Genomic DNA, 21,008 nt, shown 5'->3' on the forward strand with positions numbered 1-21,008 from the left:
CGCAGCCAATGAGCCCGACGCCCTGCCCGGCCGGATTCCGCCAACCGGGCGAGACATCGAACCTGGGCGGGCATTTGGCCGGATGAATCCGGCCCTACGACGCATTCACGCATTCACGCATTCACGCACTCACGCACTCACGCATTCACGCACTCCCTCGATACTCGACCATGCACAGGCGCCCGGGGCGAATTACACTTGTGTTCATGAACCTGTTCCGACTCATTGCCCTGGCGATCATCGTCTGGCTGGCCTGGCACTTCCTGCGCCGCTGGCGTGAGGGCTCCCGGCTGCCCGCGCGACGCCCGCCGGCGGCGGTCCCGACGGAGCGCATGCTCCGCTGCGCCCACTGCGGCGTCTTTGTCCCCGCCGCCGAGGCGCTGATGCGCGACGGCCAGCCGTACTGCTGCGCCCGGCACAGGGACGCGGAAGCCGGGGGGACCGGCGCATGAGCCGAACCGGGCTCGCGGGAGGGAGCCGCTGATGGGGTGGTTCGGGAACGGCATCGGCAACACGATCCTGAGCCGGCCGGGACTCGGCCAGACCTGGAAACCCCTGCAGATCCTGAATCTCTATCGCCTGCTGCTGGCGCTGATCCTCAGCGTACTGTTCTTCAGCGGCATGGGACCCAATTTCCTGGGCAGCCATCAGCCTTGGCTGTTCGGCTGGCTGAGCGGCGCCTACGTCCTGTTCGCCCTGGCGACCGTGATCACCATCCGCCGCCAGCGGCCCGGCTTCCGGGAACAGACCACGCTGCAGGTGCTGATGGACATCGCGGTCATCACCCTGCTCATGCACGCCAGCGGCGGCGTGACCACCGGCATGGGCATGCTGCTGGTGGTGAACGTGGCCGGCGGCAGCCTCCTCCTGCCGGGGCGCCACGCGTTCCTGTTCGCGGCCATGGCCAGCCTGGCGATCCTCGCCGAGCAGTTCTACGCCGACCTGTTCAGGATCTTCTCCACCACCGCCTACACCCAGTCCGGCATTCTCGGCGCCATGCTGTTCGCCGGTGCCTTCCTCGCCGACGGCCTGTCGCGCAGGGCCAGGGCGAGCGAGGCCCTTGCCGCCCAGCGCGGCGTGGATCTGGCCAGCCTCGAGCGGCTCAACGAGCACATCATCCAGCACATGCAGTCGGGCATCATCGTCGTCGACCCCGAGCTGCGCATCCGGCTGATGAACAATGCGGCCTGGTACCTTCTCGGCCTGCCCGCCTCGGTGGAAGGGCAGCGCCTGGGGCAGGTTTCGGCGCAGCTGGACGTCCAGCTGCGCCGCTGGCTGCTCGACCACGAGTACCAGCCCGTCTCGTTCCGGGTTGCGCCCACGGCCGCGGAGCTCATGCCCCGCTTCACCGCGCTGGGAAGCGGCGGCGGCTCAGGAAACCTGGTATTCCTCGAGGACATGGCGCGCACTTCCCAGCAGGCCCAGCAGCTGAAACTCGCCTCCCTGGGCCGGCTGACCGCCAGCATCGCCCACGAGGTGCGCAATCCCCTGGGCGCCATCAGCCACGCCGCCCAGTTGCTGGGAGAGACCCCCGACCTGCAGGCGGGCGACCAGCGGCTCATCGAGATCATCGGCGCCCATACCCGGCGGGTGAACGAAATCGTGGAAAGCATACTGCAGCTCTCCCGCCGGGAGGCATCCCATCCCGAGGTGCTGGATCTGAAGAGTTGGCTGGCCGCCTTCAGCGAGGAGTTCTCGCTCCAGCACGCACTCGGCCCCGGCCACCTGTTCCTGTCCATCCGGCCACCGGAAACCCGGGTGCTGATAGACGCCACCCAGTTCCGGCAGATACTCACCAACCTGTGCGAGAACAGCCTGCGCTACGGCCGCCCGCCGGATGGCCACTACCAGCTCGTCCTCCAGGGCGGCATCACCCGCGAGACCAAGGGCCCCTATCTCGACATCATCGACAACGGGCCGGGTATCGACCCGGAAGTCGCATTCCAGATATTCGAGCCCTTCTTCACCACCGACCGTACCGGCGGAACGGGGCTGGGGCTCTACATCGCCCGGGAGCTGGCGGAAGCCAACCGGGCCCGGCTCGACTACATTCCCGTACCCACCGGCGGCTGCTGTTTTCGTATCCTGTTCGCGGATCCGCGCATCCAGACACTGTAGGCTGACAGGTCATGGAACATTACAAGGCCCTCATCGTCGACGACGAACCCGATATCCGGGAGTTGCTGGAAATGACCCTGGGGCGCATGGGGATCGACACGACCACCGCGGCCGACCTGGGGGAGGCCTTCGGCCGGTTGCGCGATCAGCGCTTCGATCTCTGCCTCACCGACATGCGCCTTCCCGACGGCAACGGGATTGAACTGGTGGGTCACATCCAGGAGCACCACCCGGAACTCCCGGTCGCGGTCATCACCGCCTTCGGGAGCATGGAAACGGCCATCGCCGCACTCAAGGCCGGCGCCTTCGATTTCGTCTCCAAACCCGTCGATCTGACGGTCCTGCGGGGACTGGTGGAAAAGGCGCTCAAGCTCTCCAGCCGCACCACCGGGCGCCAGCCAGCCGCCGAGCAGCGGCTGCTCGGGGAGTCCCCGGCCATCCACAGGGTGCGGGAACTCATCGCCAAGCTCGCCCGCAGCCAGGCGCCGGTCTACATCAGCGGCGAGTCAGGAACCGGCAAGGAGCTGGTGGCACGGCTCATCCACGAAAACGGACCGCGGGCTGACATGCCCTTCGTTCCGGTGAACTGCGGCGCCATCCCATCCGAACTGATGGAGAGTGAATTCTTCGGCCACCGCAAGGGCAGCTTCACCGGCGCGCTGACCGACAAGCCCGGGTTGTTCCAGGCCGCCCACGGCGGCACCCTGTTCCTGGACGAGGCGGCGGATCTGCCCATGCACATGCAGGTGAAGCTGCTGCGCGCCATCCAGGAAAAGGCGGTCCGACCCATCGGTGCCCAGAAGGAGGTGAAGATCGATGTGCGCATCCTGAGCGCCACCCACAAGGATCTCGGCGAACTGGTCCAGCGCAACGCATTCCGCCAGGACCTCTACTACCGCATCAACGTCATCGAGCTGCATGTCCCCAGCCTCAGGGATCATCCCGAGGACATCCCCCTGCTGGCCGAGAGTATCCTCCGGCGGCTGGGCGGCCAATGGGGCCAGGACACACCGCAACTCGACCCGGCCGCCATCAGGGCCCTGACCGGATACCCCTTTCCCGGCAATGTGCGCGAACTGGAGAACATCCTGGAGCGGGCGATGACCCTGTGCGAGGGGAACGTAATCCGCACCGAGGATTTGCATCTTCCGCAGCCGAGCGGAGGCTCCGGGGTCACGACCGCTGCCGGCGAACCCCTCCCCGAGTACCTGGGCGAGCTCGAACGGGAGGCCATCCTCCAGGCCCTCGAGGAGACCCGCTGGAACCGCACCGCCGCCGCCCGCAAGCTCGGCATCACCTTCCGCGCCCTGCGCTACCGGCTCAAGAAACTCGGCATCGAGTGAAAGATCCACCAGAAAACAATTCACCACGAAGGCACGGAGGACACGAAGAAAAACCGAAGAAACTTTAATCGACAGGATTTACAGGATTTTTCAGGATGGACAGGATTGTGTTGGATGCTGTGGATGGGCGGCTCGCCTGAACCATGCGTCTCCCCAACAAACCAAGTCACTCTTCCCGCCTCTCTCCGTGTCCTTCGTGCCTTCGTGGTGAATCTTTTTTCCATGGCTGTCCATCCTGTAAATCCTGTCTATTAAAAAAACATCACCCCACAGGCCGGTAGGGTGCCGGGTCGAGGATCGGCGCGCGGCCGGTGACGAGGTCGGCCAGCAGGCGCGCCGAGGCCGGGGCGAGGACCACGCCGTTGCGGTAGTGGCCGGCGTTGACGAACAGGCCCCGGATACCCGGGAGCTCGCCGATGTAGGGAATGCCCTTGGGCGAGCTCGGCCGCAGGCCGGCCCAGTGGCGCTCCACCGGGCACTCCGCCAGACCCGGCACCAGATCCACGGCAAAGGCGCGCAGCTTCTGCTCGGCCGCGGTCGTGGTGGACTTGTCGAAGCCGGTGTACTCCACCGTGCTGCCCACCAGCACGCGGCCGTCGCGGCGGGGGATCAGGTAGTGCTCATGGGCCAGCACGATGCGCCGGAGCAGATCCGGGCTGGCGTGATACATGAGCATCTGGCCCCGCACCGGCTCCACCGGCAGGCGGGCCTCGGTATCGGCGGCCAGCAGCCGGCCGGACCAGGCGCCGGCGGCGATGACCACCCGCTCCGCCTCCAGCCGTCCCGCCGGGGTGTTGACCCCGGCCACCCGGTCACCCTTGAACAGCAGGCCCTCCACCGGGGTATGGGACTGGATGCGGATGTTGCCGGCCTCCAGCGCGCCATGGAGAGCCTGGGCCAGGCGCGGATTGCGGATCTGGGCCACTTCCGGCATCCAGATGGCCGCTTCCGGCACCTTCGCCAGGTTCGGCTCCAGGCCGTGCGCCGCCTGGCCATCCACCAGTTCCACCCGGCGGTGGTGCCGGCGCGCCCACTCCTCCGCCGCGCCACGCTCACCCGTCTCCAGCACCAGCAGGCCATTGCGGGTCCACTCGGGATCGACCCCCGAGGCGTCGCGCATCCGCCGGGCCAGCACCTCGTAGTGATCCTGGCTCCAGGTGGCCAGCTGGGTGACCGCGTCGGGGTAGCGCCACGGGAACAGCGGCGAGAGGATGCCGCCCCCGGCCCAGGAGGCTTCACGCCCCGTCTCGCCGCGTTCCAGGAGCGTCACCTCCAGGCCCGCATCCGCCAGCTCCAGCGCGGTCAGCATCCCGATGATGCCGCCGCCCACCACCAGACAATCGCTCATACGCTATCCTTGTGCATTGCATCGCCCGCCGGCGGCACGGCCGGCATGGGCCGGACCGCCGGTTCCATAAGATGGGAATGTTACCAGCTTCGCCCCCGGCGCGGGCATGCCGGGCGACTCCGGTCAGAGACTGAATTTTTCACCACGAAGGCACGAAGGACACGAAGAAGAACAGAAAGAACCTGAATGGACAGGATTCACAGGATTACTCTGAACACAGTTGGTGGGCAGGCCACGATCCACCAGGGTTTCCTGCAACAAATCAAGTCAATCTTCGCGCCCTTCTTCGTGCCCTTCGTGCCTTCGTGGTGAAAATGAATCGTGCCTTCGTTGTGAATACTATAGTGAAAGAACACACCAACCCGTGGTGGCAGGAAGCCGCCGCGACCCCATCCACCTCACGGAAGAGGAGAGACCGCCATGGAACGGCAGTCGGGCTTCACCCTGCAGGAACTGATCATCACCCTCGCCCTCGGTGCGGTACTGGTCACCGTCGTCGTACCCGCCTTCTCCCATGTGGCCAGCACCAACCGCAGCGCCGCGGCCGTCAACGAGCTGCTCACGGCGCTCCAGCTGGCGCGCAGCACGGCCATCACCCGGGCGGTACCGGTGACCCTGTGCCGGGGCGCCACCCGCTGCGGCGATGCCGGCTGGAGCGAGGGCTGGCGCCTGTTCAGCGACGTGGACGGCGACCGGCTCCTGGAGCCGGGCGACGGCGACCGCCTGATCCGGGTCGGGGAGGCACCGGCCCCCGACTACACCCTGAGCTGGCGCGCCTTCGGCTCCAATGACTATATTCAGTTCACCCCCGAGGGACGCACCCGGGGCCAGAACGGGACCTTCCGCTTCTGCCCCCGGAACGGCGAGGACCGCTACGCCCGCGGGATCATCGTCCACCGGACGGGACGCGCCAGGGTCAGCCGGGACAACGACGGCGACACCCTGCACGAGGACGCCCGGGGGCGCCCCCTCGGCTGCTCCTGAATGCCGTTCATCGGTTCGCCGCCACCACCCGTCGGGCCATCCGTGACAGGAACAACAACCTGATCTAAGTAGATAACATGAAAAGAAATCCGGGCTTTTCCCTCATCGAGATGATGATAGCGCTGGTGGTGCTGGCCGTGCTGATTACCATCGCCGTGCCGGGGTTCCGCAGCTTCATCCTCAACAACCGGCTGACAACCCAGGCCAACGAGTTCATCACCGCGCTGCAGGTGGCCCGGAGCGAGGCCATCAAGCGCGGCGGGGTGGTGGTCAGGATCACGGCCACCGCGCCCGTCGCCGCCAATGAATGGGGCGGCGGCTGGAGCATCTGGCCCGACACCGACGATGACGGTGTACAGGATGCTGGCGAAGATACCATTCGCACCGCCGAGGCGTTCGCCGGCGGCAACACGCTCGACAGCGCGGGGAACATCACGGAATTCGTCTACCGTGGTGATGGCTCCATCAGCAGCGCCGACACCTTCACGCTGTGCGACAGCCGCACGGGAGAGACGGGACGCCGGATCATCGTGACCGCCAGCGGCCGTTCCGCGCTGAATCCCGAGTTCACCTGTCCCTGAGGAGTGACGGAAAGATGATCGCCAGGTGCGCACAGAGCCCAGCCCCCATCCGCGGCGGCCACCGCCAGGCCGGCTTCACCATGATCGAAGTGCTGATCACCGTGCTGGTACTCTCCATCGGCCTGCTTGGCCTGGCCGCCCTGCAGGCGACCGGGCTCAAGGAGAGCCAGATGGCCTACATGCGATCCCAGGCCGTGCTGCTCGCCTACGACATGGCGGACCGGATTCGGGCCAATCCGTTTCAGGCGGCGAGCTATGTCTACGATTCCGCGAACTACCCCAACGCGCTTCCTGCGGGGGTCGCGGGAACGGACCTCACCGACTGGATCACCAACGAGCTGAACCTGTTGCCGGATGCAGCGGGCGAGATTACCAGCCCCTCGGCTGACAACTACACCATCACCATCCGCTGGAACGAGACCCGGGATCCGGCGGTGGTGGACACCGACTGCCCCAATGACGATTCCGACGGCAAGGACCTGCAGTGCTACCAGCTGGAGGTGGCGCTATGAAACGTCTGCTGCCCATTGAAGCCAACCAGCGCCAGGGCGGCGTGAGCCTGGTGGAGCTGATGGTGGCCGTGGTCATCGGCCTGGTGCTGCTGGCCGGCATCACCCAGCTCTATATCGGCAGCAAGCGCAGCTACACCGCGCTGGAGACCCTGGCCCGCCTGCAGGAGAACGGCCGCTACGCCATCGACATCCTCGCCCGGGATCTGCGCCGGGCGGGCTACTGGGGCGGCAACGCCGACATCTCCATGCCGGCCACCGCCGGCAGCGAGGGGCCCTACACCCCGCCGGACAACACCTGCAATACCGGCGACTCCACCTGGGGCCGGATGGTGGAGCGGCGGGTGTTCGGCATCGACCGCGAGAACAGCGGCGCCGGCTACGGGGCCTGCATCCCCGCGGCCGATCACCCCGCCGGCGATATCCTGGTCGCCCGCTACGCCTCCCCGACCGACGTGGACTTCACCGTGGCGGCCGAGTACAACGCGGGCACGGACGGCAACCGCCTCTACATGCGCTCCTCGCTGTTCGAGAGCCGCATCTTCATCGGCAGCAAGAATGGACAGGCGGACAACGCGGTGGCCAAGGAGCCCAACCGCGCCGCGGCCATGGTGGCCAACGCCTACTACATCAACGACTCGGTCCAGCAGTGCCGGGGCAACAGCGTGCCCGCCCTCTGGCGCGAGACCCTGGACGCCAGCGGGCGCCCCGTGGGCGAGGAACTCGCCGTGGGCGTGGAGCAGATCCAGGTGCAGTGGGGCGTGGACACCAACGGCAACAACTCGGTGAACCAGTACGTGAACGCCAACGCGGTGGCGGACTGGGACCAGGTCATCGCCGCCCGGGTCTGGGTGCTGATGCGCGGGGACTGCCCCGAGGGCGGTGCCGCGGATACCCGCACCTACAACATGGGCAACCTCGCCTACACCCCCAACGACGACTTCCGGCGCCAGCTCTACGTCACCACGGTGATGCTGCGCAACCCGAACTTCTGAGGTGAGCGGCCATGAAAACGCCCACGAACACATGCGAATCCACCTGCCGGCACCAGGTCGGCGCGGTGCTGCCCGTCGCGCTCATCTTCCTGGTGATCCTGACCATCATCGGCGTCACGGCCATGAACACCTCGGTGCTGGACACCATGATGGCCAGCAACACCCAGTTCCAGACCCGCGCCCTGGGCGATGCCGAGGTGGTGCTGGTGGAGGGCGAGGACGACGTCGTGGCCATCACGACCGATGCCGTACCGCTCGACTGGAACACCACGGGTGACTACTACTACGACGCCACCGCCACCTCCACCGAGACCATCGACCCCTCGGACTGGGACTGGACCTTCACCACCCAGACCGCGGCTGACGGCGCCAGCCTCTACGTCGTCCAGTACGGCGGCCGCGAGCCCATCCCGGGCAACACCGGCGGCTACGGCGGCAGCGTGGCCTACGGCGGGGCCGGCGGCGGGGCCGCGGGCTCCTACGTCTACGTCTTCCAGGTCACCACCCAGGCCGACTCCAGCCGCGGCGCGCGTCGCATCGTGCAGTCCGTCTACGTCACCGATCAAGAGCCCTGATCCGTTCAGGAGGGCAAGACCATGAAACGCATCCATCGAATCCCCTACCTCAGGATCACCCTCCTGGTCGCCGCCCTGGGTGCAGCCGGCCTCTATGCCGCCGTGACGTTCAACCCCGCGACCCAGCCGTACCTGACGGTCTCGCCCTACACGCTGCAGAACACCAACCTGGCCGAGGGCGACACCCGGGCCTACCGGACCTGGTACGAAAACGGCGCCTGGCAGGGGGATCTCATCGAGTACGACATCGCCTCGACCGGCGCCCGCTACACCGACGTGGCGGTGGGCTACAGCCCGCCGGGCGTACCGGTGGACGGCGACACCGACGGCCACATCAACTGGAGCGTGCGCGCGGTCTTCGCCGCGGCCGAAGGCCAGACCGCCGACGGCACCACCTCCAATCCGCAGCAGTACGACGGCGTGCCCACCATCACCGACTACTGGATGGAGACGGCCGATGGCGGCGGCCGCAATATCTTCACCGTCAGCATCGGCAGCCAGGTGCCGTTCCTGTGGAACAACCTGAGCACGACCCAGCGGGCCGCTCTCGACAGCGGAGTGGCCACCACGGGCGCCTATGACAGCGACATCCTCAACTTCATCCGCGGCGATCGCAGCAACGAGTTCCCCGACGGCACCCTGCGTCGTCGCTACAGTCTGATGGGCGACATCATCCGCTCCCAGCCGGTCTACGTGGCCAAGCCGGTGGCCAACTTCACCCTCCCCTATTACGCCGCCTACAAGACGGCCCAGGCCAGCCGGGCCGGCCGGGTCTTCGTGGGTTCCAATGACGGCATGGTCCACGCCTTCGACACCAGCGACGGCTCGGAGGCCTACGCCTACATCCCCTCCATGCTGATGCCGGAACTGCCGGCCCTGGCCGCACGCCCCTACACCCACAAATACTACGTGGACAGCGAGCTCTACGCCGGCGATGCCTGCCCCGGGACCTGCAGCAGCTCCAGCGCCTGGAAGACCTTCCTCACCGGAGGCCTCGGCGCCGGCGGCAAGGGCCTCTGGGCCCTGAACATCACCAACGCCGACTATGACACCTCGAAGGTGGTGTGGGAGCGGCTGGGCGACGAAGCCTCGCCGCCAACCGGCTACACGCCGTCCCACATGGGCCATATCTACAACCGGCCCCAGATCGCTCTGATGCCCAACGGCAAGTGGTACGTGGTGACCGGCAACGGCTACGGCAGCACCAGCGGCGACGTGGTGCTCTACCTGTTCCCGCTCAACGGCGGAGACGAGGTCATCACCCACGTGGTGGGCGCGGACACCGGCAATGGCCTTTCGGGCATCACCCTGGTGGACACCGACGGTGATTTCCGGGTGGAGACCGGCTATGCCGGCGACATCAAGGGCAACCTCTACAAGTTCACCTTCGGCGGCAGCGATGGCGACTCCAGTCCGACGGTAACGAACGCCACGCTCATCAACGTCGGCGTCGATCGGCCCATCACCGTCTCCCCGGACGTGGGCCGGCACCCCAACGGCGGCTATTTCATCTACTTCGGCACCGGCAGCCTGCTGAGCAGCGCCGATGCCACCAATACCGCGACCCAGCGCATCTACGCCATCTGGGACAGCAAGCCGGGCGGCTCCTACCCCATCAGCGACAGCTGCGACACCGACGGCACCGTCGCCATCGAGGGCCCGCTGGTCTGCCAGACCCTGGGCGAGACCACATTCAGTGGAACCGCGGTGCGCTATGTCACCCAGGCCACGCCCAACTGGAGCAATCATTACGGCTGGCGCGTGGAACTGCCCGATTCGGGCGAACGGCTGCTGGGCAACCCGCAGCTGCGCGCCGAGCGGCTCCAGTTCATCACCACCAACACCGCGGTCGACGGCGTCGACAGCTGGCTGATGGGTCTCGACTGGCTCTCCGGCAGTGACGGGGACTACCCGAAGGAGGTGATGTACGACCTCAACCAGGACGGCCTGCTGAACGACTCCGACAAGGTGGCCGTGGACCTGAACGGCAACGGGGTGACCACCGATCCCGAGGACGGCCTGTTCGCGCCCGTGGCCCTGAACCTCGGCGACGGCAACCTCTCCCAGCCCACCATCGCCCGCATCGGCGGCGGGGTGGACATCCACTACATCAACGGCCTGCGCCTGCCGGCCCCCGAGTCGAACTTCGGCCCGATCCTGGGCGGCCTCATCGATGTCACGACCGATACACCCTACGGCGGCATCACCACCCTGGCGTACGACAAGCTGGTGGACGACGGCCTGCAGGAGGTCTGCGACAGCTACAGCATGACCACCTGCCGGGGCAGCCCGGGCCAGCCGGTCAGCGGGCATGCCGGCGAAGGCTATGCCGGCGTCCCCGACGGACATGTGCACGGCTACGACAAGGTGCACGGTACCCCGTACGTGGACTACCTGACCCTCGAACCCCGGCGCGGTCTGCCGCGGCTCGACGCCTACACGGGCGATGACGCCACGGTGGACGACACCCTGGCCCGTCTCGACCGCCTCGGCGCCGCGAGCGGAAGCGAGGAGCCCTACGCCTCCGGCACCCACACCAGCGTCATCGATCCGGACCAGAAGTTCGTCGTGGTGCTCTCCAACGCGGATCTCTCCACCGGGCCGGCCCTCCAGATCGGTTGCCGCACCTGGAACGTCACCGAGTACCAGGACATGCTGCGGTACCAACTGGAGACCCAGAACCGCACGCCGGCCGCATTGCAGGACACCTACCACGGCAACAAGACCCTGGTCTTCACGCTCAACAGCATCCGCGAGGACCATGACGACGGCCTGCCGGCCGGGCAGTGCGCACCCGAGACCATCGCCAACGGCATCGAGAAGTCCGAGACGGCAACCATGCGGGTCCTGTTCTACAACCGGGTGGTGGAGGACCTCGCGATTCTCCCGACCCTGCCGCAGTGCGTCTGGGGCATCCACAAGTACGACGTGCGGTTCGACTACTCCACTTCCGGCTACATCGACCCCGCCGTCAACGCCTTCGGCCATCTGACCCCGGCCCAGGAGAAGTCCTACACCGGCTACCGCTGGCGCAACGGGGCGCTGACCCTGCAGATGCTGGCCGTCAACAGCGACAACACGGCCGGCTATGTCCTGCAGCCGGCCACGGGCACCATCACCACCGGGTATGACAAGAAAGGCAACCCGATTACCGAAACCTTCACCTACCTGCCGAAGGACAAGAACGGCGCCCGCGTGGGCGGCATCATCGCCAAGGCGGTCCGCTATGACGGCATCAACAGCAAGTTCGTCAATGACATGGCCACCAGCCAGAGCGGGCTGCTCTACGAGTCGAGCGTCTTCTTCGACTTCGGCGACTGGTTCAACTTCAAGACCGGCAGTGCCTCGCTCTACTGCTACGGCGCCTCCACCTTCCATTCGCGGCTGGTGCAGGAGGTGGTACAGGGGCTCGACTGGGGCCACTACACCCAGTTGACCGACATCTTCTTCACCGACGGTGTCCTCAACAGCCTCTACTACCAGTACCTGGATCTGGTGAACGCCGTGCAGGCCGCCACGACCGAGGAGGAGCAGCGGGATGCCCTGCAGAACCTGGCCGACTTCTTCGCCGACAATCCGGACGTGGGCGCCTACGACAAGCTGCGCAGCTGGCGTGGCCACAAGGTCTGGCACCAGGAGAACACCGGCAACGAGGGGCGCATCCTGCCCATCGATCGCTCCGACTATACGGGCGGTGGCGGCACCGCCAGTGACGGCACGCCGGAGCAGGTGGACGACATCTCCCGCAACCTGACCCCGGTGCTCGGCCCGAACTTCATCACCGGCCGGCGCACCTGGATCGACCTGAGGCCGTGAGGCGAAGCGGCCGGCGCGCCCAAGCCGCGCGCCGGCCGCAGGCGGCCGCGGGACTGAACACAACGGGGACGAGAGCACACCATGAACCTGCACACTCGCAATGTGACCCGGAGCGGGGAACGGGGTTTCACCCTCACCGAGCTGATGATCGTGGTGGCCATCGTGGCCATCCTCGCCTCCATCATGCTGCCCGCCTACCAGGACCAGGTGCGCAAGAGCCGTCGGGCCGACGCCAAGGCGGCGCTGACCGAACTGTCCGGGTTCATGGAGCGTTTCTACGCTTCCAACGGGCGCTATGACCAGGACGGCGCCGGCAACGCCGTGACCCTGCCCTTCACCCAGTCGCCCAAGGAAGGCCGCAAGTTCTACAACCTATCCGTCGCGACTGCCGCGAATACCTACACGCTGACAGCGGACCCCATCGCCGGCACGGGACAGGAGAACGACGTCGCCGCGGGAGTCAGCTGTGATCCGCTGACCCTCGACCATTTGGGAGCCAAGACCCCGACCGGCTGCTGGTAGCCGCAGACCCGGCGTTGCGTCGCCACGTCGGCATCGACCTCGGCGGAACCAAGACCGAGGTTGCGGTCCTGGATGCGTCGGGCCGTCTCCTGCTGCGGGAGCGCCGCCCGACTCCCCGCGGCGACTACCGATCCGCCCTCGATCTCATCCGCGCCCTGGTCGGCGAGGCCGACCGGCTGACCGGCGGCCCCTGCCCGGTGGGGGTGGGCATCCCCGGCTCCGAATCCCCCGCCACCGGCCTCATCCGCAACGCCAACTCCACCTGGCTCAACGGCCGACCCCTCCGCGCCGATCTCGAGGAACTGCTCGCACGCCCGGTTCGGCTCGCCAACGACGCCAACTGCTTCGCCCTGTCCGAGGCCGTGGACGGTGCCGGCCGGGGCGCGGAGAGCGTATTCGGGGTGATCGCCGGCACCGGCACCGGAGCGGGCATCGTCATCGACGGAAAAGTCCTGACCGGCATCAACCGGGTAGCCGGCGAATGGGGCCACAACCCCCTCCCCTGGCCCGAACCCCACGAGCTTCCAGGCCCGGCCTGCTACTGCGGACGGCACGGCTGCCTGGAGACCTGGCTCTCCGGGCCCGGGCTGGCCGCCGACCACCGCCGAACCACGGGAACGGGCCTGACCGCCGAGGCCATCGCCGCACGGGCCGTGTCCGGCGACCCGGACTGCCGGACGACCCTCGATCGCCACGCCGGGCGAATGGCCCGCGGGTTGGCCCATGTGATCAACATCCTCGATCCCGAAATCATCGTGCTGGGTGGAGGGCTCTCCAACCTGGCCCATCTCTACGAGGAGGTCCCGCGGCGCTGGGAGTCATGGATCTTCTCCGACACGGTGCGCACCCGGCTCCTTCCCCCGCTGCACGGCGACTCCAGCGGGGTGCGCGGTGCGGCGTGGCTGTGGAATGAATAGTCAGACTTATTAACCGCAGATTACGCTGATTCACGCAGATTTTCTGTCGACTCAAGGATTTCCGATCGGACATCCGGACCGTCCCGTTTCCGGTGGTTCGCGTTGGTCGGAGAAGCGTCCCGTTCCACCCTGTCGCCTGTGCGGCCACCGCAGCGCACCACTGGCAGTGGTTCTGTCAATCCATGCAAATCAACGTAATCTGCGGTTGATTCGCCTTTGTATCTTCCTTCTTCGTGTCCTCCGTGCCTTCGTGGTGAATATTCAGTGTCTGCGCTGCGGCAGCAGCATTTGTCACCGGCTGCGGGAAAGCCCCATCGCCCCCGGGCGGGCCTCCCACAGGCTTCGCTCAGGTCACCGGGCCGGGAATCCTTGTGGGAGGCGCGCCCCCGCGGCGATTTGGGAAACATCCGGTGGTTGTATGGAGGAGCGTGGTCGTGCCCATGGCGCCGCCAACGACTGAAAAGACTTATTAACCGCAGATTACGCTGATTTACGCAGATTTTCTGTCGACTCGGGGATTCCGGATCGGACATCCGTACCGCCCAGTTTCCGGTGAATCACCTCGGTCGTATAAGCGTCCCGGTCATCCCTGTCGTCGGCTCAACCACTGCACTACAACACTCGTAGCGTTCTATTAATCCACGCAAATCAACGTAATCTGCGGTTGATTCGCTTTTTAAGTTTTTCTGCTTCGTGTCCTTCGTGCCTTCGTCGTGAATATTGCTTTCGTGGTGAATACTCAGTTGGCGCCCCTATCGCACCGCCAGCGCCACGGTGTAGTCCCTGCCCTGCTTGACCTTGTCGTAGTTGCCGAACACCTCCCTGAAGCCGCGCTCGATGAAGCGGCGCAGGCCGGAGATGGTGACCACGTAGAAGCGTCCGCCGGGCTTGAGGTGTTCCCGGGCGTCGTGGAGGTAGAGGTAGAGCATCTCCTTGCCCACCTTGGCCGGCAGGTTGGAGACGATGAGATCGAAGCGGCGCCCGCCCACGGCGCTGAAGCCGTTGCTGAGGAAGGCCTCGCAATTGCCGATGCCGTTGACCCGCGCGTTGCGGGCGCTGTAGTCCACCGCCACGAAATCCTTGTCCACCAGGCAGGTGCTCCCCTGCGGGGCCAGGCGCGCCAGCGTCAGCCCCAGCACGCCGTAACCGCAGCCCACATCGAGGCAGTCATCCCCCTCGTTGACCTCGACGTGCTCCAGCAGCAGCCGCGAGCCGTCGTCCACCGCCCGCGGCGAGAACAGCCCCCAGGTGGTATGGAACGTCAGCGGCTGCCCCCGCAGGGTGTCGCTGAAGACGATGTCCCGGCGCAGGGAGTCGATGTAAGCCTTGTCGATTTTCTTGGTCGTTTCAGTCATATGGATATCTCACCGGCCAGCCGCGGGTGACGGGCTCTGGGATCCAACAAACGGATAAACCGCAGATTTACGTTGATTTACGCTGATTTTCATGTCGATTCCTGGATTCCCGGTCGGACAACCGGTCCACCCGCTCTCCGGCAGGTCGGGTTGATCACGAAGACACCCCGGTCTGCGCTGGCGGGTATTCAACCATGGCGCTGCAGCCCAGGCAGTGGTTTTCATAATCTGCGTGAATCAGCGTAATCTGCGGTTAATAAATTCTTTTCCGTCTTGTCCTTTCTTCGTGTCCTTCGTGCCTTCGTGGTGAAATCGCTCTACCGCGGCCGCAGGTCCTCGACCCGCTGGGCCTTGCCCTGGGCCTCGGGGAGGCTGCGGGGCGGCATGAGGTCGAGGCCCGGGGTGACCAGCAGCTCGTCGCGCAGGCGGTGGATGATGTGCCGATGCAGGGCGGCCATGGCGGCGGGATCGTCGCGGTAGTGCTCCGCCTTGATCTCCACCTTCACCCGCAGCTGGTCGATATCCTGTTCCCGGTCCAGGATGATGAGGTAGTTCTGCCCCACCTCGGGGATGCCCAGCAGCACCCGCTCTATCTGCATGGGGTAGATGTTCACGCCCTTGATGATGAACATGTCGTCGCTGCGGCCGGTGATGCGGTCGATGCGGCGGTGGGTGCGGCCGCAGGCGCAATCGCCCGGCAGGATGCGGGTGATGTCCTTGGTGCGATAGCGCAGGATGGGCATGGCGTGGCGCTGGAGGGTGGTCAGCACCAGTTCGCCGGGCTCGCCGTCGGGCACCGGTTCCAGGGTCTCGGGATCGACCACCTCCATCAGAAAGGCGTCTTCCCACAGGTGCATCCCCTGCTGCTCCGGACACTCGAACGCCACCCCGGGGCCGTTCATCTCCGACAGGCCGTAGGAGTTGTACGCCTTCAGATCGAGCAGGCTCTCGATCCGGCTCCGCGCCTCACCGGTGTGGGGCTCGGCGCCGATGAGGGCGATGCGCGGGGTCAGCTCTCCCGGATCGATGCCCTCGCGCTCGAGCCAGCCGGCGAAGTGCAGGGCATAGGAGGGGATGATATGCAGCGCCGTCACGCCGAAATCGCGGATGAGCTTGATCTGGCGCTGGGTGTTGCCTGGCCCGGCGGGCACCGTGAGGCAGCCGAGCCGCTCGGCGCCGTAGTGCATGCCGAGGCCACCGGTGAACAGCCCGTAGGCGGTCATGTTCTGGAACACGTCGCCGGGGCGCATGCCCACCATGTACATGCAGCGGGCCACCAGGTCCGACCAGTTGTCCAGATCCTGCCGGTCATGGAACACCACCGTGGAGGCCCCTGTGGTGCCGCTGGAAGCATGCAGGCGGATCAGTTCCTCCCGGGGGCAGGTCACCAGGCCGAAGGGATACTCGGCCCGCAGATCATCCTTCGTGGTCACCGGAAGCCTGCGGATATCGCCGGGAGAGCGGATATCCTGCGGACCGAGCCCGGATTCGGCCAGGCGGCGTCCATAGAACGGTGACCGCCGCGCCCGCTCAAGGGTCGCCCGCAAGGCCCTGACCTGGAGATCGGCGAGCGCATCCCGGCCGATGGTCTCTACCTCGTGAAGGTGCACAGATGACTCCTGCTGTCTGGTGAAACGGTCTCTGTCAGTCGGCGCCGCGAAAGCCCATCTCCGGCATGCAGGGCGGGGACAGGGTACGGACAGCGGCTGCAACTGCCGGCTGTCATCGACCCGACCCGACAACCCCAATACCCGTGGGCGATCAGTTTATCAGGATCCCACCGCCGTCTTAATCGCATGCCTGCACAACGCTTGCCAGCCGGCCCCTTAGGCTCTAACCTGCAGTTAAAAAATCGGTGCCTGATCAATGCGAAACGCCCTGCCATGAAACCTGAGGTCGGTGGACAAGCCATCACCGTCGTACTCGCTGACGACGATGCCGCCTTCCGTCTCCTGCTGCGACGGGTCCTGGAGAACGAGGGCTACCTCGTCATGGAGGCCTCCGATGGCGAGGAGGCGCTGCGGGTCTGCGAGACCAACCATCCCGACCTGGTGCTGCTGGACGCCATCATGCCGGACAAGGACGGTTTCGCCACCTGCTCCGAGCTGCAGACCCGGGACTGGGCCCGGCGCGTGCCCGTGCTGATGCTCACCGGCCTGGACGACGAGCAGTCCATCGAGCGGGCCTTCTCGGTCGGCGCCTTCGACTACATCACCAAGCCGGTCAACATGTCCGTCCTGAAGCAGCGGGTACGGCGCATGCTCTTCAACAGCCAGGCCGAGCAGCGCATGCTGCACCTGGCCTACCACGACCCCCTCACCGGCCTGCCCAACCGGCACCTGCTCATGGACCGCCTGGAGCAGGCCATCATGCGCGCCCGCCGCAGCAACCAGAACCTGGCCGTGATGTTCATGGACCTGGACCGGTTCAAGCTCATCAACGACAGCCTGGGGCACGACGCCGGCGACCGACTGCTCAAGACCATCGCCGCCCGGCTCGAGGGGGTGGTCCGGCGTTCCGACACCGTGGCCCGCCTCGGCGGCGACGAGTTCACGGTCATCCTCGAAGGGCTCAACCAGCCCCAGGAGGCCGCCCAGGTCGCCCACAACATCCTCGAGGTCATGGCCCGCGACATCGATGTGGAGGCCAGCGCGCTCACCATCTCCGGCAGTATCGGCATCGCCACCTTCCCGCGCGATGGCGAAACCGTGGGCGCCCTGCTGAAGAACGCCGACATCGCCATGTACCGGGCCAAGGAGCTGGGACGCGCCAATGTCCAGTTCTACACCGAGGAGATGAGCGCCGCGGCGCTGCGGCGCCTGCACATCGAGAATGGACTGCGTCGCGGCCTCGCGCGGGGCGAGTTCCGCCTCCACTACCAGCCGAAGTACCAGATCGATGACAACCGCCTGCTCGGCATGGAGGCCCTGCTGCGCTGGAATCACCCCGAGGAGGGCCTGCTGCTGCCCGGTGAGTTCATCTCCGTGGCCGAGGAGACCGGGATCATCGTCGAACTGGGAGAGTGGGTCATCCGGACCGCCTGCGAGCAGTTCAAGGCCTGGCAGCAGAAGGGTCGTTCCGTTCCCAGCCTAGCCATCAACCTCTCAACCCGCCAGTGCCGCAACGATGGCCTGGTGGAGTTCATCGGCTCGGTGCTCGCCAGGCATCAGCTGGAACCCGCCGCAATCCAGCTGGAGTTCACCGAGGTGAGCCTGATGAACCAGATGGCCCAGATCGGCGACTGCCTGGAGGCCCTCCATGGCCTGGGCGTGAAGATCGCCATCGACGACTTCGGCAGCGGCTGTTCCTCGCTCACCGACCTGAAGCGCTTTCCCATCGACATCATCAAGGTGGACAGCAGCTTCGTCCACGGACTGCCCGGGAGCAGCGAGGACCAGGCCATCGTCCGCGCCATCGTCGGCCTCGCCCGGGGCCTGGGTCTGGACCTGGTGGCGGAAGGCGTCGAAACGCCGGACCAGGCAGCCGAGCTCCAGAAGCTCGGCTGCCACCAGGGTCAGGGCCACTACTGGCACCGCCCCGCCGAGTCGGAACAGCTGTTCCGCCAACAGCGCGCCTGAACGCCCCACCGGGCCGGACGAGCCTGCCGGTAACAGCGTGCCCCCCGGCACGCCGATGAATCCGCGCCAACGCCAGGCCCTCCATCACCCCTTGTCCATGCACCCGCTATCCTTTATCCATGACCTCCCGCCTGCCAGACACCGCTCCGAGGGTGTATGGGCAGCGCCAACGCAACATTCCGTAACAGCCGCCAGTAGTTGACATATAGCTGTTCCTGCTACTATGTTGCACTGCAACTAAAGCGCCGCCGACCCGATTGCCCCCGATTGTCGTCCGCGGCTCCACGAATACCGATTACAACGGTCAGATGGGAAAGAGGAGTCAAACACCATGCAAGACGTGGTCATCGTAGCGGCCGCCCGCACGGCCATTGGCAAGTTCGCCGGATCCCTGGCCGGCATTCCCGCCAGCGACCTCGGCGCAACCGTCATCAGGCACCTGCTCGCCACCACCGGCGTGGCTCCGGAGCAGGTCGACGAAGTCATCCTGGGCCAGGTGCTCACCGCCGGTGTCGGCCAGAATCCGGCCCGCCAGGCGGCCATCAAGGCCGGCCTGCCGGTGCAGGTCCCGGCCATGACCATCAACAAGGTCTGCGGCAGCGGCCTGAAGTCCCTCCACCTGGCCGCCCAGGCCATCCGCTGCGGGGACGCCGAGGTAATCATCGCCGGCGGCCAGGAGAACATGAGCCGCTCCCCCCACGTGCTCAACGGCTCCCGCGACGGCCAGCGCATGGGCAACTGGGAGATGGTCGACACCATGGTCAACGACGGCCTGTGGGACGCCTTCAACGACTACCACATGGGCTGCACTGCCGAGAACATCGTCGAGAAGTGGGGCATCACCCGCGAGGAGCAGGACGAGTTCGCCGCCGCCTCCCAGCAGAAGGCCGAGGCCGCCCAGAAATCCGGTCGCTTCGACGACGAAATCGTGCCGGTGGAGATCCCCCAGCGCAAGGGCGACCCGCTGATCTTCAAGACGGACGAATTCCCCCGCCATGGCACCACCGCCGACCAGCTGGCCAAGCTGCGTCCGGCCTTCAACAAGACCGGCTCGGTCACCGCCGGCAACGCCTCCGGGATCAACGACGGTGCCGCCGCCGTGCTGCTCATGTCCGCCGACAAGGCGGAAGCCCTGGGCCTCAAGCCCCTGGCCCGCATCGCCGCCTACGCCAGTGCCGGGGTCGATCCGGCCATCATGGGTACCGGCCCCATCCCCTCCAGCCAGCGCGCCCTGGACAAGGCCGGCTGGAAGGTGGAGGAGGTTGATCTCATCGAGGCCAACGAGGCCTTCGCCGCCCAGGCGATCTCCGTGAACCGCGAAATGGGCTGGGATACCGCCAAGGTGAACGTCAACGGCGGTGCCATCGCCATCGGCCACCCCATCGGGGCCAGCGGCGCGCGCATCCTCGTCACCCTGGTGCACGAGATGATCAAGCGTGACGCCAGGAAGGGCATCGCCACCCTGTGCATCGGCGGCGGCCAGGGTGTGGCGCTGGCCATCGAACGCTGACCCCCCGGGGAGCGCCGGGCGTACCCGGCCGGCTGATCACGGCCCCCACGGACGAATGGATAATCGAACAGAACCTGAACCGGAGAACGACGAGATGGCAAGAATCGCACTGGTAACCGGCGGCACCGGCGGCATCGGCACCGCCATCTGCAAGGCGCTCGCCGACGCGGGCTGCACGGTGGTGGCGAACCACATGCCCGGCAGCGAGGAGAAGGCGCAGAAGTGGCAGGCGGATCGCAAGGCCGAGGGCTACGAGATGGGCACCGTGGCCGGTGACGTCTCCGACTTCGAGTCCTGCAAGGCGATGATCGCCGCAGTCGAGGCCGGCTTCGGCCCCGTGGACATCCTGGTGAACAACGCCGGCATCACCCGTGACGGCATGTTCCGCAAGATGAGCCCGGAGAACTGGGATGCGGTCATCCGCACCAACCTCGACAGCGTTTTCAATGTCACCCGGCACGTCATCGAGGGGATGACCGAGCGCGGCTTCGGGCGCATCGTCAACATCTCCTCCATCAACGGCCAGAAGGGGCAGTTCGGCCAGGCCAACTACTCCGCCGCCAAGGCCGGCATGCACGGTTTCACCAAGGCTCTGGCCCAGGAGGTCGCGCGCAAGGGCGTGACGGTGAACACCATCTCCCCCGGTTACATCGCCACCGACATGGTGATGGCGGTCCCCGAGAGCGTGCGGGAGCAGATCATCGCCCAGATCCCGGTGGGCCGCCTCGGCAAGCCCGAGGAGATCGCCCGCACCGTGGCCTTCCTGGCGGACGAGGAAGGGGGGTTCATCACCGGCTCGAACCTCGCCATTAACGGCGGCCAGCACATGTTCTGATGGCCGGTGAACCATCCTCCGC

At 66.4% G+C, this 21,008-nt stretch carries 17 protein-coding genes; 14 read left to right on the top strand and 3 right to left on the bottom strand.

Annotated elements, in window-relative coordinates; all coding sequences use genetic code 11:
- Positions 1–206 precede the first annotated feature (206 nt).
- Genes DFQ59_RS12680 through DFQ59_RS12690 form a run of 3 tightly spaced genes read left to right on the top strand, consistent with a single transcriptional unit; the run spans position 207 to position 3,461 of the window.
- Positions 207–452, top strand: coding sequence for a PP0621 family protein (locus DFQ59_RS12680; RefSeq protein ID WP_147275250.1), 246 nt, complete (start codon positions 207–209; stop codon positions 450–452).
- Positions 453–483: 31 nt separating this feature from the next.
- Positions 484–2,118, top strand: a complete 1,635-nt coding sequence (locus tag DFQ59_RS12685) for a sensor histidine kinase (RefSeq protein WP_114280088.1) — start codon at positions 484–486, stop codon at positions 2,116–2,118.
- Positions 2,119–2,129: 11 nt separating this feature from the next.
- A complete protein-coding gene (locus DFQ59_RS12690; protein WP_114280089.1) occupies positions 2,130–3,461 on the top strand; it encodes a sigma-54-dependent transcriptional regulator in 1,332 nt (443 codons plus the stop codon).
- A 262-nt stretch (positions 3,462–3,723) separates the two neighbouring features.
- Here the strand turns inward: DFQ59_RS12690 and thiO are convergent, their stop codons facing one another.
- Complete coding sequence (gene thiO, locus DFQ59_RS12695) at positions 3,724–4,809, bottom strand: glycine oxidase ThiO (RefSeq protein ID WP_114280090.1); 1,086 nt, start codon at positions 4,807–4,809, stop codon at positions 3,724–3,726.
- 420 nt (positions 4,810–5,229) lie between these two features.
- Here thiO and DFQ59_RS12700 point away from each other — a divergent pair, with 420 nt between their 5' ends.
- The 8 genes from DFQ59_RS12700 to DFQ59_RS12735 all read left to right on the top strand — a co-directional run bounded on the left by DFQ59_RS12700 (position 5,230) and on the right by DFQ59_RS12735 (position 13,708).
- On the top strand, positions 5,230–5,793 hold the full coding sequence (locus DFQ59_RS12700; RefSeq protein WP_114280196.1) for a GspH/FimT family pseudopilin: 564 nt from the start codon (positions 5,230–5,232) through the stop codon (positions 5,791–5,793).
- Between the two features lie 77 nt (positions 5,794–5,870).
- Positions 5,871–6,374 (top strand): GspH/FimT family pseudopilin, encoded by a 504-nt coding sequence (locus tag DFQ59_RS12705; RefSeq protein WP_114280197.1) that lies wholly within the window; start codon positions 5,871–5,873, stop codon positions 6,372–6,374.
- Between the two features lie 14 nt (positions 6,375–6,388).
- Entirely contained in the window at positions 6,389–6,886 is a 498-nt protein-coding gene (gene pilV / locus DFQ59_RS12710; RefSeq protein ID WP_114280091.1) for a type IV pilus modification protein PilV, read from the top strand.
- On the top strand, positions 6,883–7,878 hold the full coding sequence (locus DFQ59_RS12715; protein WP_114280198.1) for a PilW family protein: 996 nt from the start codon (positions 6,883–6,885) through the stop codon (positions 7,876–7,878). Before pilV ends, DFQ59_RS12715 begins: the two co-directional genes overlap by 4 nt.
- Before the next feature lie 11 nt (positions 7,879–7,889).
- A complete protein-coding gene (locus DFQ59_RS20075; RefSeq protein ID WP_211314929.1) occupies positions 7,890–8,453 on the top strand; it encodes a pilus assembly PilX family protein in 564 nt (187 codons plus the stop codon).
- Between the two features lie 21 nt (positions 8,454–8,474).
- Positions 8,475–12,269 (top strand): pilus assembly protein, encoded by a 3,795-nt coding sequence (locus tag DFQ59_RS12725; RefSeq protein WP_114280092.1) that lies wholly within the window; start codon positions 8,475–8,477, stop codon positions 12,267–12,269.
- 81 nt (positions 12,270–12,350) lie between these two features.
- Positions 12,351–12,791: a type IV pilin protein gene (locus DFQ59_RS12730; protein WP_114280093.1), complete on the top strand. Its 441-nt coding sequence runs from the start codon at positions 12,351–12,353 to the stop codon at positions 12,789–12,791.
- Between the two features lie 14 nt (positions 12,792–12,805).
- Positions 12,806–13,708, top strand: coding sequence for an ROK family protein (locus DFQ59_RS12735; protein WP_114280094.1), 903 nt, complete (start codon positions 12,806–12,808; stop codon positions 13,706–13,708).
- 752 nt (positions 13,709–14,460) lie between these two features.
- On the opposite strand, the gene DFQ59_RS12740 is transcribed toward DFQ59_RS12735, so the two are convergent.
- The gene (locus DFQ59_RS12740) at positions 14,461–15,063 is read right to left on the bottom strand and encodes a class I SAM-dependent methyltransferase (protein ID WP_114280095.1); all 603 of its coding nucleotides are present in this window, start codon (positions 15,061–15,063) and stop codon (positions 14,461–14,463) included.
- Positions 15,064–15,380: 317 nt separating this feature from the next.
- Positions 15,381–16,673 (bottom strand): phenylacetate--CoA ligase family protein, encoded by a 1,293-nt coding sequence (locus DFQ59_RS12745; RefSeq protein ID WP_114280096.1) that lies wholly within the window; start codon positions 16,671–16,673, stop codon positions 15,381–15,383.
- 273 nt (positions 16,674–16,946) lie between these two features.
- Between DFQ59_RS12745 and DFQ59_RS12750 the strand changes: the two genes are divergently transcribed.
- From DFQ59_RS12750 to phbB, 3 genes are all read left to right on the top strand, one after another.
- Positions 16,947–18,641, top strand: coding sequence for a putative bifunctional diguanylate cyclase/phosphodiesterase (locus DFQ59_RS12750; protein WP_170142153.1), 1,695 nt, complete (start codon positions 16,947–16,949; stop codon positions 18,639–18,641).
- A 331-nt stretch (positions 18,642–18,972) separates the two neighbouring features.
- Positions 18,973–20,151 (top strand): acetyl-CoA C-acetyltransferase, encoded by a 1,179-nt coding sequence (locus tag DFQ59_RS12755; protein ID WP_114280098.1) that lies wholly within the window; start codon positions 18,973–18,975, stop codon positions 20,149–20,151.
- 94 nt (positions 20,152–20,245) lie between these two features.
- Positions 20,246–20,986, top strand: coding sequence for an acetoacetyl-CoA reductase (phbB, locus tag DFQ59_RS12760; RefSeq protein WP_114280099.1), 741 nt, complete (start codon positions 20,246–20,248; stop codon positions 20,984–20,986).
- Positions 20,987–21,008 lie beyond the last annotated feature (22 nt).

Origin of the sequence: Thioalbus denitrificans (assembly GCF_003337735.1) — a bacterium.
In the GTDB taxonomy this organism is placed as follows: Bacteria; Pseudomonadota; Gammaproteobacteria; order DSM-26407; family DSM-26407; genus Thioalbus; species Thioalbus denitrificans.

Coding starts and splice junctions, on each gene's coding strand:
- DFQ59_RS12680 (WP_147275250.1), top strand. CDS start 207: ATGAACCTGTTCCGACTCATTGCCCTGGCGATCATCGTCTGGCTGGCC.
- DFQ59_RS12685 (WP_114280088.1), top strand. CDS start 484: ATGGGGTGGTTCGGGAACGGCATCGGCAACACGATCCTGAGCCGGCCG.
- DFQ59_RS12690 (WP_114280089.1), top strand. CDS start 2,130: ATGGAACATTACAAGGCCCTCATCGTCGACGACGAACCCGATATCCGG.
- thiO (WP_114280090.1), bottom strand. CDS start 4,809: ATGAGCGATTGTCTGGTGGTGGGCGGCGGCATCATCGGGATGCTGACC.
- DFQ59_RS12700 (WP_114280196.1), top strand. CDS start 5,230: ATGGAACGGCAGTCGGGCTTCACCCTGCAGGAACTGATCATCACCCTC.
- DFQ59_RS12705 (WP_114280197.1), top strand. CDS start 5,871: ATGAAAAGAAATCCGGGCTTTTCCCTCATCGAGATGATGATAGCGCTG.
- pilV (WP_114280091.1), top strand. CDS start 6,389: ATGATCGCCAGGTGCGCACAGAGCCCAGCCCCCATCCGCGGCGGCCAC.
- DFQ59_RS12715 (WP_114280198.1), top strand. CDS start 6,883: ATGAAACGTCTGCTGCCCATTGAAGCCAACCAGCGCCAGGGCGGCGTG.
- DFQ59_RS20075 (WP_211314929.1), top strand. CDS start 7,890: ATGAAAACGCCCACGAACACATGCGAATCCACCTGCCGGCACCAGGTC.
- DFQ59_RS12725 (WP_114280092.1), top strand. CDS start 8,475: ATGAAACGCATCCATCGAATCCCCTACCTCAGGATCACCCTCCTGGTC.
- DFQ59_RS12730 (WP_114280093.1), top strand. CDS start 12,351: ATGAACCTGCACACTCGCAATGTGACCCGGAGCGGGGAACGGGGTTTC.
- DFQ59_RS12740 (WP_114280095.1), bottom strand. CDS start 15,063: ATGACTGAAACGACCAAGAAAATCGACAAGGCTTACATCGACTCCCTG.
- DFQ59_RS12750 (WP_170142153.1), top strand. CDS start 16,947: ATGAAACCTGAGGTCGGTGGACAAGCCATCACCGTCGTACTCGCTGAC.
- DFQ59_RS12755 (WP_114280098.1), top strand. CDS start 18,973: ATGCAAGACGTGGTCATCGTAGCGGCCGCCCGCACGGCCATTGGCAAG.
- phbB (WP_114280099.1), top strand. CDS start 20,246: ATGGCAAGAATCGCACTGGTAACCGGCGGCACCGGCGGCATCGGCACC.